The sequence below is a fragment of the Neptuniibacter sp. QD48_55 genome (genome assembly GCF_047778115.1).
GTDB lineage: Bacteria > Pseudomonadota > Gammaproteobacteria > Pseudomonadales > Balneatricaceae > Neptuniibacter.
The window spans coordinates 3,127,812-3,140,442 of sequence record NZ_CP180555.1; the positions used below are offsets into that span (position 1 = coordinate 3,127,812).

General features: G+C 45.0%; 10 protein-coding genes. 2 read left to right on the top strand and 8 right to left on the bottom strand.

Features of this window, described 5'->3' with window-relative positions; all coding sequences use genetic code 11:
* Positions 1–52: 52 nt before the first annotated feature.
* The gene (locus tag ACMXYW_RS14625) at positions 53–598 is read right to left on the bottom strand and encodes a carboxymuconolactone decarboxylase family protein (RefSeq protein ID WP_415904535.1); all 546 of its coding nucleotides are present in this window, start codon (positions 596–598) and stop codon (positions 53–55) included.
* Between the two features lie 156 nt (positions 599–754).
* Between ACMXYW_RS14625 and ACMXYW_RS14630 the strand changes: the two genes are divergently transcribed.
* Entirely contained in the window at positions 755–1,654 is a 900-nt protein-coding gene (locus ACMXYW_RS14630; protein WP_415904536.1) for a LysR substrate-binding domain-containing protein, read from the top strand.
* A gap of 379 nt (positions 1,655–2,033) precedes the next feature.
* The gene (locus ACMXYW_RS14635) at positions 2,034–4,298 is read left to right on the top strand and encodes an EAL domain-containing protein (RefSeq protein WP_415904537.1); all 2,265 of its coding nucleotides are present in this window, start codon (positions 2,034–2,036) and stop codon (positions 4,296–4,298) included.
* On the opposite strand, the gene ACMXYW_RS14640 is transcribed toward ACMXYW_RS14635, so the two are convergent.
* The 7 genes from ACMXYW_RS14640 to ACMXYW_RS14670 all read right to left on the bottom strand — a co-directional run bounded on the left by ACMXYW_RS14640 (position 4,295) and on the right by ACMXYW_RS14670 (position 12,588).
* Positions 4,295–5,530, bottom strand: a complete 1,236-nt coding sequence (locus ACMXYW_RS14640; protein WP_415899326.1) for a diguanylate cyclase — start codon at positions 5,528–5,530, stop codon at positions 4,295–4,297. The two genes, ACMXYW_RS14635 and ACMXYW_RS14640, sit on opposite strands and share 4 nt — an antisense overlap.
* A gap of 186 nt (positions 5,531–5,716) precedes the next feature.
* Complete coding sequence (parC, locus tag ACMXYW_RS14645) at positions 5,717–7,996, bottom strand: DNA topoisomerase IV subunit A (protein ID WP_415899327.1); 2,280 nt, start codon at positions 7,994–7,996, stop codon at positions 5,717–5,719.
* A gap of 129 nt (positions 7,997–8,125) precedes the next feature.
* Positions 8,126–10,018: a DNA topoisomerase IV subunit B gene (gene parE, locus ACMXYW_RS14650; protein ID WP_415899328.1), complete on the bottom strand. Its 1,893-nt coding sequence runs from the start codon at positions 10,016–10,018 to the stop codon at positions 8,126–8,128.
* A 52-nt stretch (positions 10,019–10,070) separates the two neighbouring features.
* Positions 10,071–10,682: a YqiA/YcfP family alpha/beta fold hydrolase gene (locus tag ACMXYW_RS14655; protein ID WP_415904538.1), complete on the bottom strand. Its 612-nt coding sequence runs from the start codon at positions 10,680–10,682 to the stop codon at positions 10,071–10,073.
* Between the two features lie 59 nt (positions 10,683–10,741).
* The gene (locus ACMXYW_RS14660) at positions 10,742–11,506 is read right to left on the bottom strand and encodes a metallophosphoesterase (protein WP_415904539.1); all 765 of its coding nucleotides are present in this window, start codon (positions 11,504–11,506) and stop codon (positions 10,742–10,744) included.
* Complete coding sequence (locus tag ACMXYW_RS14665; protein ID WP_415882542.1) at positions 11,499–11,942, bottom strand: DUF1249 domain-containing protein; 444 nt, start codon at positions 11,940–11,942, stop codon at positions 11,499–11,501. The genes ACMXYW_RS14660 and ACMXYW_RS14665 overlap by 8 nt, the downstream gene beginning before the upstream one ends.
* 25 nt (positions 11,943–11,967) lie before the next feature.
* Entirely contained in the window at positions 11,968–12,588 is a 621-nt protein-coding gene (locus ACMXYW_RS14670) for an NUDIX domain-containing protein (protein WP_415882543.1), read from the bottom strand.
* Positions 12,589–12,631 lie beyond the last annotated feature (43 nt).

Here is a 12,631-nt window from a genome sequence, read left to right on the forward strand (position 1 = left end):
TTAGGATTTAGCAGAAAAGAACGGGCCTTTAAGGCCCGCAAAGGCAGACTACTTATGAAGTTTGCTGCAGCTCTACTTTGGGGAAATCTATTTCTACGCGACTCGCTTTACCCAAAATATTGGTTAAAACGTTCATTCCAACATGGGTAATAATTTCGACGATTTCTGCATCGTTGTAGCCGGCATTTCGTACTTCGAGCAGTTCGGCGGTAGTAACAGCACCATTATTCTCTGCTAAGGAGCGTGCGAACTTCACGGCAACAGCCGCTTTGGCATCCTGACTACTGCCGGAACGGTTTGCTTCAATTTCTGAACTAGACAGGCCAGCTTTACGACCAATTGCAGTATGTGCTGATACGCAATATTCACAGGCATTCTGTTCGGCAAGCCCTAGGGCAATACGTTCACGAGTACGAAGATCTAGGCTTCCTTCATTTGCAATCCCATGTAAGCCTAAGAATGCACGTAGTGCCGCTGGAGAATTGGCAAATACCTTAAGAAAGTTTGGCACCATCCCAAGTTGCCCTTCAATCGCGGCATACAGTGCTTGTTGCTCTTCATTTACTTGTTCGTTTGTTACTAAGTTAATGCGGCTCATATCTAATTCCTCAAACTAATGACCAGCCTCTGTATTTGGCCGTTTGGTTAAGTTGTAGGACTAGTTTGACAAGCAACGATAAATTAAAGAATACTCAGAAAAAGCAAATAACTATTACGAAAAATGGAATAATATAACTCGGAGGGCATAAGAAAAGTGGATCAGTTTCATTTGATGAATGTGTTTGTTGCTGTTGCAGAAGAACAAGGATTCGCTGCCGCTAGTCACCGATTGAATATCTCCCCTCCAGCTGTCACCCGAGCTGTCTCTGCTCTGGAAGAAAAACTCGGTATTAAATTGCTAACCAGAACCACTCGACATGTACGAACCACTGACGCGGGCCAGCGCTATCTCCAAGATGCACAGAGAATTCTTCAAGAGCTAGAAAGAGCAAACGAATCTGCAATAGGTATCAATAGCGAACCCAAAGGTCATTTATCGGTAACAGCGCCTGTTCTGTTTGGACAAAAATATGTCATGCCTAGCATTGCTGAATACCTGAATAACTACCCAGAAACAGAGGTAGATGCCGTATTTCTAGACCGTGTGGTTAACTTGATGGAGGAAGGGTTTGATGTCGGCATACGTATCGGTCATCTTCCTGACTCAAACATGTATGCAAAACGGGTTGGCACGGTGCGTATGCACTGGCTTGCTTCGTCACAATACCTAGAAAAAGCAGGTATTCCACAATCCCCTGAAGATCTGAAGCAACATTCAACTATCATGACCAATAGCAGTAGCATGGTGCAAGATTGGAAATTTGATTACGAAGGAAAGCAACAGAGTTTACGCTTAAAGCCACGATTAACGGTTTCCACCAATCAATCAGCGATCAATGCAGCAAAGCTGCATTTAGGCATTATCCATACTTTGTCGTACCAAGTTGAAGATGAACTAAACCATGGCGAACTTAAAACTGTTCTGGAGAACTATGAACCACCAGCAATGCCTGTACACATAGTTCATAGGGAAGGACGACAAGCCAGTAGCAAGATCAGAAGCTTTATCGATATTCTTGCAAAGACCCTGAATAAGAATAAAACCATCAATTAAGCGTGCACAAACCTTAATCGATGCAGAATTTATAAATTGTTATTACATATGCCACAAAGCACTCTATGTGCAATTGAGCTCCCTACAAAGAGCCATGAATCTACTACCAAATATAGAGACCATTACATTCAAAACTGATTATATAATAAGAGAAGTTTACGTTAGGCAAAGCTGTATAACTGAACTAAAAATTGGATTTTGGCCCCGCCGATAATCTTTCGATCGTCGCAAGGAAGCTAGCCCTCCTTACAAGGAGCTCAGCTTTGACTACGCTATATGATGTAATTAGCAAAGGTACTTCCGATGATAAACACACGTTTCCCCGTATTGCTGTCTTATTCTCATATTGCTTAAACTCTCTGAGATTGAGTGAAGCTCTATGCTGTTTATAAGAAATAACATCTGGCTTGCGTTTTACGTCTTCCTTTTGGCAGGTTTTGCTGCGTTTATTTTCATTCTTACGAAGACTCACGAGTCTATCCGGGAAGATGTGAGATTAGAGCAAGAAAATCTGACTCGCATCACCTCTAACTCAGTTGAAGCCACTCTCAGGCAATATGAAACGCTGTTAGATATTCTTGGTCAGGAGCTGTTACACGAAGATAAGTATCTGGATCGAGAGAAATCGATTCAGGAGATAGATAAGTTATATATTGCTTCTCACACGACTCATAACTTCTTTCAGATAGATCTTGATGGCAATATCGTTGTTACAAACTCTCTCTCTCAAGATAAACGCGAATCTTCACTTAACCTGCTGAAAAACCCAAAAGCAAAAGAATCATTTAACCTCACCTTAGACAGTAATGCAGCCGTTATTGGACGGACCTATTTTAGTTACTGGGAAAACGCTCTAATCATCCCGATTCGTAAAACAATTAGAGATGCCAACGGCAAACCGCTATTCATCGTATCTCTCACCATTAATATTGAGAAAGGTCTGCCGTTCTTTTCTAACACTAATGAGCATAGTGCTAATTACAGTGTGTTTATCTATCGAGATCGGGATCGTTATTTCCAAGTAGCACCTAAACGTCTCATCAACAATCCAGCCGTATATGAACATCAGTTTTCTGAAGGCAAAGTCCAAGAAAGCATCGATTATGTCGAAAAAGCCTACAATATCAGCTTTGAAACCATTAAAGAGAAGCAAATCGTTACGACCCATGTCACCGGTAAGTTCAACGATGACTCTCAATCGATGATGTCGAATTTCTATATCAAAGAGTTTCAGCTTTGGGTCGGTGTAGAACGAGACACCCAAGTTATTCGACAGAAGTTTTTCCAAGCTGCCACCAATCTATCTTTGGTCTTCTTTTTTGCTTACGCCGTTATTTACTGGCTCTTTAGAGTGATCAGTAATAATGAGAAGAAGAAAGAAGAACTGTTAACTTATAGAGCGACACACGACTTCTTAACCAATCTGCCTAACCGCTATTTTCTGGACAACTACTTTTCAAAGTTAGAAGAGCAAAACAGTTACCACCTACTGTTTGTCGATATGGATAATTTTAAATCAGCCAATGATAACTTCGGCCACGATTATGGCGATCAGGTTCTGATTGAAATCACGAGAAGACTCAAACTAAACACTCAGGATAGAGAATGCCTTGTTGCGAGATACAGCGGTGACGAGTTTGTAGTCGTAGCCTTCAATCTCTCAAGCTTTGAAGCAGAGCGCTTAGCCGAAGATATTTTAGAAGAAATATCTAAGCCCTATCTAATGAGTGGCAATCGTTTAATTTTAAGTGCCAGTATTGGTATATCTCACTGCCCAACCGATGCTAGTTCATTTGAAGAGGTTAAAAGGCTCTCGGACTTTGCCTTGTATGAAGCTAAACATAATAAAAATTGCTACACAGTTTTCCATGAGGAACTAAAGAAGCGCTATCTAGATGACCTCTCACTGGAAACCAAACTTAGGGACGCGATTAAGAATGAGGAAATTTACGTCGTTTTTCAGCCTCAAGTTTCTTCAGAAGGATTATTAAGCGGCCTAGAGTCTCTGGTGCGCTGGCATAGTAAGGAATTTGGCCCTATTCCACCCAACCGCTTCATACCCATCGCAGAAAATTCTGGCCTTATGCCAGAACTTGGACGCTATATCATTCGTAAATCTTTAGATGAGGCTGGAAAATTAACCTCAAGCGATTGCTCAATATCAATTAACGTTTCTATCAAGCAGTTTTTCTCCGATGGCTTTTTTGAGTACTTTTCAGAGCAAGCTGATCAATCCCAAATCAATAAAAGTAGGCTTAAAATCGAGATTACCGAAAGCCTATTTATTCAGGATTTAGATTACGTCCTTGGGATGATAAACCAATTTAAAGCGGAAGGGATATCTGTATCTTTAGATGACTTTGGTACAGGTTACTCATCTTTGAGCTTATTGAAAAACCTACCTATCGATGAGCTAAAAATCGATAAAAGCTTTGTCGATGATATCGTCGAAGACCAAGACGCCAGATTGTTGCTCCAGGGCATCATCGATATAGCCCATAAGATGGGAATAACCATCGTGGCTGAAGGCGTTGAAACATTAGAGCAGAAGCAGATCCTTGACGATCTGGGATGTGAAGTATTTCAGGGTTATTACTTCTACAAGCCGATGCCCATGAAAGAAGCTGCGGAGGAATTTAATTAAGACTCTTGCAGAAACACACCATTCTTACCGCTTTTCTTAACGCGATACATACGTTCATCAGCCACACGCACCAGCGTTTCAAGATCTTGCCCATCCTGAGGGCAGTTTGCCCCCCCAACCGAACAGCTAACCTCTAGGCCTTCAGCAATATGAGCATAGCTCTCATTCATCACATCAAGTAAGCGTTCGGCAAGTCCTGGAGCACAGGTTGCTGTGTCATTACATTGGATAATCATGGCAAATTCATCACCACCTATGCGTGCTACAAAATCTCCTTCTCGTAGCGCAATGCTGAGACGAGAGGCCACTTCCACCAGCACTTTATCGCCGATTTCGTGACCATAGGTATCATTGATCATTTTAAAATCATCTACATCGACAAACAGCACTGTTAAACATTGTTCGCAAGCGGCTGCATTCTGCATGATCTCGTGCCCAGTGGTCATAAAAGCCTTGCGGTTTGGGACACGGGTCAATTCGCAATGATGCGCTTCGTAAGCCATAGCACGCCTTTGCTGCTGCGCTTCTTCTACCTCAGCGGTTGAATTAACCAACGCTTTTTCAACCTCACGCTTTTCTGCAATCAATTGGACGAATCGATTCATAACATCGTGATAATGATAGGCAGCAAGTACCACAAAAGGCATCGCTAACAAACCTATGAGAAGCGCATTAATTAGGTTAGTAATTTGCCTGTTCATATCCCGAGTGACAGCTTCGTGAAAACGGTTATTTTCTTGCTGAAGTAATGCTAACGCAGCCAACGCAGGAGAATCATCAATACGCACTTGTCTATCAATCTGTTGAGTCGGAGCTCCTCTTTCTACCGCCATCTGCGCCACATGAAGATTATCTCGGTACATCTGCAGCGTCTGTTGAATCACTAACAGTGCTTGGCTCTCTTTACTATTAAGATCTAAGGCCGAATAGAGTGAAATAATTTGAGTAGATTTTTCTATGTCACCACGTAAGCGCACAAGCAAACTTTGCTCTTGTCGTAGGACATAGTTTTTAAAATTGTGGATAAAACCACCGTATCCAATGGAACGATGTAACTCAGAAAGGGCCGTTGCACGGCTCTCGGAGGTATAACTATAAGCAGCCCAAGCATCTCTTACCCCCGAGGATAGGAACAAAAGAAGCCCTCCCATCAGCAAAATAACGATGGATAGAGAAACAGCTAGTATCGTAATGCGACGACTAAATCGCTTACGTAATAAACGTCCTTCCATGACGTACAGCACCTATATGGCCGACTAAAAACCGCCAAAAATGTAGGTGTATATAATAGTCTGTTTGTTTAGAGGGTCAAGATATAGCCTATTAGACTTACTTCGAAGCACAATTCTAATAAGCTACTCTGAATTTTGCTGAATTAACAGCTGATTACCGCTACTAGCATCTAGGTTAAGTAGGCTTTATTCCTCGCCTTCAGGTTGTTCTTGCGTACTGTTATTCACTTCCAGGCTATCTACACGTTGATAGCCTCTTGGTAGCTTATTACCTCGTCGGCCTCGCTCACCACGATAGTGTTCAATATCAGCAGGCTTAAGTTTCAAGTGTTGACGGCCAGCATGTACCAGCAAAGTATCTTCTGGAGAGAACACGGCTAAGGCAACCACCAATTCCTCTCGAGCAGAGGCTCTTGCAGATGGGATATTGATAATCTTATTACCTTTACCACGTGCCAGTTGTGGTAGTTCAGACACAGGGAAAACCAGTAAGCGTCCTTCATTTGTCACTGCAGCCAAAAGAGAATCTTCGACTGAACTCATCGTGATTGGCTGTAAGATCTGAGCGTTTTTAGGCAGGGTTAATGCCGCCTTACCGTTTTTAGTTTTGCTGGTCAGATCAGAGATCTTCGCGATAAAGCCATAACCCGCATCAGACGCCATCAAGACTTGATCGTTATCCTTACCTGCAATCGCGGCATCAACCGTGGAACCTTTTGGTAGCGTGATACGCCCAGTTACGGGCTCACCTTGTCCACGTGCTGACGGTAGATTATGGGTCTCGATAGTGAAACTTCGACCCGTGGTATCTAATAGGAGGGTCGGCTGATTAGTGCGGCCCTTACAACTTAACTTAAAGGCATCGCCGGATTTGTAATTGAGGCCCTCGGCATCAATGTCATGACCTTTTGCGGCACGAATCCAGCCCTGCTTAGAGATCACGACGGTTACAGGATCCGAAGACAGAAGATCTTTCTCACTGAATGCCTGCGCTTCTTCACGCTCTACGATTGGTGAGCGGCGGTCATCACCATACTCTTCAGCTGCATCTTGGATCTCTTTTTTGATCAGTTTACGCATCTTAGAATCAGAACCTAGAATACCTTCCAGCTTCTTACGCTCTTCTTCCAGCTCGTTCTGTTCAGACTGGATCTTAAACTCTTCCAGTTTCGCCAAGTGACGAAGTTTAAGGTCTAAAATCGCATCGGCTTGAATTTCAGTCAGTCCAAAGCGTTTAACCAGCTCTGCTTTTGGATCTTCCTCATGACGGATAATCGCAATCACCTCATCAATATTGAGATACGCGACCATCAAACCTTCGAGGATATGTAGGCGATCCAAAACCTTAGCCAAACGGTGGTTTAAGCGCTTGCGCACAATCTCAGTACGCCAGCTCAACCATTCAACCAAAATCTGGCGAAGGTCTTTAACTTGCGGCTTACCGTCCACACCGATCATATTCATATTCACACGATAAGTGCGTTCAAGATCAGTAGAAGCAAAGAGGTGGGCCATTAACTGCTCGACATCTACACGATTCGAGCGCGGGATAATCACCAAGCGTGTTGGATTTTCGTGATCGGATTCATCACGCAGATCGCTCACCATCGGCAGCTTTTTCTGCTGCATCTGAGCGGCGATCTGTTCCAAAATTTTAGCGCCCGAAACTTGATGCGGCAGTGCCGTGATAACGATTTCGCCCTGCTCTTTCGTGTACACGGCACGCATACGTACCGAGCCACGACCCGTTTCGTAAACCTTCTTCAGCTCTCGACGGGAAGTGATGATCTCCGCATCGGTTGGCATATCGGGGCCAGGAACGATCTCAGTAATCTCGTCCAGATCAGCACGCGGGTTATCTAGCAAGTGAACACAAGCTTGAGCCACTTCACGGAGGTTGTGCGGCAGAATATCGGTCGCCATACCTACAGCGATACCCGTTGTGCCATTCAACAACACATTTGGTAAACGCGCAGGCAGAATCGCCGGCTCACGCATAGTGCCATCGAAGTTTGGTACCCAATCAACTGTACCTTGGCTGATTTCAGACAGTAAAACTTCGGCATAACGGGCTAAACGGGATTCGGTATAACGCATCGCTGCGAAGGATTTAGGGTCATCTGGAGAACCCCAGTTACCCTGACCATCAACCAACGGATAGCGATAACTGAACGGCTGCGCCATCAATACCATCGCTTCATAACAAGCAGAATCACCGTGCGGGTGGAATTTACCTAACACATCACCCACAGTACGTGCTGACTTCTTGTATTTTGCAGACGCTTTTAGGCCAAGTTCAGACATCGCATAGATGATGCGACGCTGAACCGGCTTCATGCCGTCACCTACATGCGGCAACGCACGATCCAAAATCACGTACATGGAGTAATCCAGATACGCTTTCTCGGTAAAATCTTTTAACGCGAGGCGTTCAGTGCCATCTTCGAAGGTTGTTTGTACCGTCATAATTCACATTACACTCGTAATAAGCTCAACTCGCTGCTATAACACAAACCTAGCAACCAGCTGTAAAAACTATCCTGTTTCTCTGCCTACAGTGACTGATCACAGAGAAATTCATGCTACTTTCAACGTCTAAACGTCTGCCAAGTTACCTTTGCTCTGCAACCAGTCTTTACGGTCACCTGAGCGTTTCTTAGCTAACAGCATATCCATCACTTCGTTTGTGCCATCACCCGGCTCTACCGTTAGCTGTACAAGACGGCGAGTATCCGGCGACATGGTTGTCTCACGTAGCTGAAGTGGGTTCATCTCACCCAGACCTTTGAATCGCTGCACACCAATTTTGGCATTCTTACGATCCGCTTTAATACGCTCGATAATGCCATCCTTCTCAGCGTCATCCAGTGCGTAGAACACCTCTTTCGCGACATCGATTCGATAAAGCGGTGGCATTGCTACATAAACGTGACCTGCAGTTACCAGCGGCTTGAAGTGACGTACGAACAATGCACACAGCAGCGTGGCGATATGTAGACCGTCGGAGTCCGCATCGGCCAGAATACAGATTTTGCCGTAACGCAGACCATCAAAGTTTTCTGAAGCAGGCTCCACACCAATCGCCACGGAGATATCATGGATCTCTTGTGAACCTAAAACTTCAGTTGGATCAACTTCCCAAGTGTTTAGGATCTTACCGCGCAGAGGCATGATCGCCTGAAACTCACGATCACGTGCTTGTTTAGCAGAACCACCCGCAGAGTCACCCTCTACCAGGAACAGCTCTGATTGCATCGCATCGCCACCGGAGCAGTCAGCCAATTTACCAGGCAGTGCGGGCCCTTGCGTCACCTTTTTACGCACAACCTTTTTATTGGAACGCATACGGCGTTGAGCATTAGAGATAACAACCTCTGCAAGTTGCTCACCCTCTTCTACATGGCGATTTAGCCACAGGGAGAAAGCGTCTTTAATCGTACCGGAGATAAAGGCTGCGATTTCGCGGGAAGATAAACGTTCTTTGGTTTGACCGGCGAACTGCGGATCCTGCATTTTGGCAGAAAGGACGTAACAACACTTATCCCAAACATCATCCGCAGTAAGCTTAACTCCGCGAGGTAGCAAGTTACGGAATTCACAGAACTCACGCATCGCTTCAAGCAAACCTGTACGCAGACCGTTTACATGAGTACCACCTTGGGCCGTAGGGATCAGGTTCACATAACTTTCACAGGTCATCTCGCCACCTTCCGGCAGCCACTGTACGGCCCATTCAACTGCATCGAGCTCGCCCTGTAGAGAACCTGAGAATGGTTCAGCTGGCAGCACTTCAAAGACCTGAGTGGTGCCTTTTAGGTAATCAACCAATCCATCTTCGTAATACCACTCTTCCTTCTCACGCTTGGCCCCCGTCAGATCGGTAAAGGTCACCTTTAAGCCAGGACAAAGAACTGCTTTAGCACGTAGATTATGCTTTAAACGTGAAACACTGAATTTATGGGTATCAAAGTATTGAGGATCAGGCAGGAAACGCACCGTAGTGCCGGTGTTGCGCTTACCACAAGTATCAATGACTTCTAGGTCAGATACTTTTTCGCCGTCGGCAAAGCCAATACGATAAACCTGACTGTCGCGACGTACCTGAACTTCTAACAACTTAGATAAGGCATTTACAACCGATACACCAACACCGTGTAAACCACCGGAATAGTTGTAGTTATCGTTGTTAAACTTACCACCCGCATGCAGTTTACACAGGATCAACTCGACCCCGCTAACACCCTGCTCTGGGTGGATATCCACAGGCATGCCTCGACCATCATCGGTCACGCTTAAGGACTGATCTTTATTCAGAACCACATCAATCTGTTTAGCGTGACCGGCAAGCGCTTCATCCACCGAATTATCGATGACCTCTTGCGCCAAATGGTTTGGACGATCCGTTTCCGTGTACATCCCCGGACGACGTCTAACCGGGTCTAGACCACTAAGAACTTCTATGGAACCAGCGTTGTATTGCTTGGACATCAAATACTTTCCTGTCGCAAAACTTTATCTATGAATCAACGTTTAACGATATTTAAATCGGTTGTGCTTCGGGCAGATCAATTCGCCCTTCTGCAAACGCCATAATGGCTGGAATCAGGTTTTCAAACTGCTCGAAACCATGACTGCCACCAGGCTGAACAAACTGCGGCGATGCTGAAAATTTCTCGACCGCTTCTCGGTAATCCAGTGTTTCATCTGCCGTTTGGGTTAATAGCAGATAAGCTTCTGGCCGCTCGATCTCTTGGCAATTTAATGCCAACAATTGCGTCAAATGTTCTTGGGTAAGCTCGTACTCTTCACCAGAATACAGATTCACATTAGGCCCAAGATACTGAGGCAACAGTTCAAACGGTCTTACCGATGGATTAATTAAAACCGTACGCACATGATCATAATGTTCAGTGAGCCATGTACTGTAATAACCACCCAGCGAACTTCCTAATAAGATGATTGGTCGCTGCTGATTTTGCTCAACAAGAGCGCGTAACTGCTCCATAGCTTCAGCAGGCCAGTGGGATAGCTCTGGCACCATCACCTGATCGCCTAAACCTTTACCCTGCAGATATTCGACAAACAACCTCGCCTTCATCGATTGCGGCGAGCTATTGAAGCCATGAACGTATATATAAAGCGGTGTATTCATTTTCTTCCTCTGGCAAAGAACTTACCGGAGGGGAAAGCAAGGCGCAATAGCCAGTAAAGCTATGCGGGTAATCTAATCACTTGTTGGCTAATTTTCCCACAAGAATAGAGCTGATAGCAGCCATAAGCAGGCCCTGCTAGCTTAGGATCATCTTCTACTGCAGAGCTATCTGTCTGAGCTTTAAACTGCGCAGCAGTCGCAGGTACAGAAAAGAGCTGAATACCTCCTCTCTGAAGCGCCCAGCTTTGATGCACATGACCAAAGATAACGCCTTTCACTTGTGAATAAGGTTCAACAATTTGCCAAAACTGATCAGCATTACCTAAACAGATCTCATCCTGCCACCGGCTTTTTACAGACACAGGATGGTGATGCAGAACTAATAGTACATGCTGATCAGGCGCTGTCTTACTTAATTCAGCTTTGAAAAAGCTCAATTCTGTCTCAGAAAGCGAACCACTGCCTTTGCCGTCGGGATTGGAACTGCTATCTAGAAAGATCAGTTTCCAACCACCTAACGTTTTTACCCGCGCAGCTAACTCTGTACCGGTAAAACGCGCCATCTCCTCTACCAGATCATGATTACCGGGAATCCAGTAAGAAGGATAAGGAAGCTGATCGACATAAGAAACCAACCGGTCATAGGCCGTAGGTGCGTGATGTGTCAGATCACCAGTGAGTAACAAGGCATCAGCAGATTGAGATTCGATCTCCGCTAGCACTTGTTGAAAGCGTTGTTCGACATTCACACCTTTCAACAACATATCTGGTTCTTGTTGCAGATGCATATCACTGACTTGAAGCAGAGTAATGGTTTCAGCCACTGAATACGGGTTCCATGCTGTGGCCGTGGTTTAAGCACTCGCTCAACCACTCGCCCAGATATTCATTCAGCTGAATTTTTTCATCAGGCAGGTGCATATTTTTGTTGGGGTAGGGGTAGACACCGGAGAGCTGTTTACGACGCTGCATACAGATTACCTCAGCCATGCCAGCATCGTGGTAAAGACGCACCACTAGCCCTGGTGCTTCTAGCCATGGAGAACTCGATTCAAAGCGATGGCTAATCAACAAGGTGGTCGTATACTTGAATCGCTCATCAACCTGCAGACGCAGATAGGCAGTATGCTCAGGCCAACTCACCTGAAACTCGCGTTCATCACAGTCATCCAGATCCGGTAATAGCTTCATAATACGAGCATAGTTAGCCTCGCAATGCGCCATCTGCCGAGTTAGATCTGGAATATATTTCCGCTTCATCTGCCTATCCGATTTTTTTTAATACTCACTGCCATCGCTGATCGAGCGCTGACTTATTTAACTGTAGCCACTGCAGCGCAATTATCGCAGGGGCATTATTAATTATACCTTGTTGTACTAATTCAAAGGCATCTTCCACCGGAATAACATGCACTTTGATATCTTCGCCCTCTTCAGGCAAACCATGGATGCCTTCGACACCACTGGAATCCACCTGAGCACAAAGTAGATCAATATACTCTCGCGTTGCTCCAGTGCTCGGTGAGAAACGGGTAATGTGCTTAATCTCACCTAACTGCGCACCAGCTTCTTCGACTGCTTCACGGCGAGCGACATCTTCAGTGGTTTCACCTTTCTCGACGATACCTGCCACCAGCTCCAACAACCAAGGCCCATCTGGGCTATCAAATGCTCCCACACGAAACTGCTCAATCAAAACAACTGATTGCTTAACCGCATCATAGAGCAGCGCACATACAGCATCATCTCGGTAAAACAGCTCACGCTGGATCTCTATTTCACTACCAGCAAAAGTTTTATGCCGCAGATAGAGTTTGTGCATTTGAAAGAAACCATCGTACAGGGTTTCTTGTTTATCGATGTTGAAATCTTTTTGACCAAAACTTGGTTGCCATTTCTCAGACATGTGCTGTTCCTGTCATTGACTAGCGAATAACTCACTATATCAA

What these genes read in the sequence shown, in the direction of transcription:
- ACMXYW_RS14625 (WP_415904535.1), bottom strand. Translation starts at nt 598, where the DNA reads ATGAGCCGCATTAACTTAGTAACAAACGAACAAGTAAATGAAGAGCAA.
- ACMXYW_RS14635 (WP_415904537.1), top strand. Translation starts at nt 2,034, where the DNA reads ATGCTGTTTATAAGAAATAACATCTGGCTTGCGTTTTACGTCTTCCTT.
- ACMXYW_RS14640 (WP_415899326.1), bottom strand. Translation starts at nt 5,530, where the DNA reads ATGGAAGGACGTTTATTACGTAAGCGATTTAGTCGTCGCATTACGATA.
- parC (WP_415899327.1), bottom strand. Translation starts at nt 7,996, where the DNA reads ATGACGGTACAAACAACCTTCGAAGATGGCACTGAACGCCTCGCGTTA.
- parE (WP_415899328.1), bottom strand. Translation starts at nt 10,018, where the DNA reads ATGTCCAAGCAATACAACGCTGGTTCCATAGAAGTTCTTAGTGGTCTA.
- ACMXYW_RS14655 (WP_415904538.1), bottom strand. Translation starts at nt 10,682, where the DNA reads ATGAATACACCGCTTTATATATACGTTCATGGCTTCAATAGCTCGCCG.
- ACMXYW_RS14665 (WP_415882542.1), bottom strand. Translation starts at nt 11,942, where the DNA reads ATGAAGCGGAAATATATTCCAGATCTAACTCGGCAGATGGCGCATTGC.
- ACMXYW_RS14670 (WP_415882543.1), bottom strand. Translation starts at nt 12,588, where the DNA reads ATGTCTGAGAAATGGCAACCAAGTTTTGGTCAAAAAGATTTCAACATC.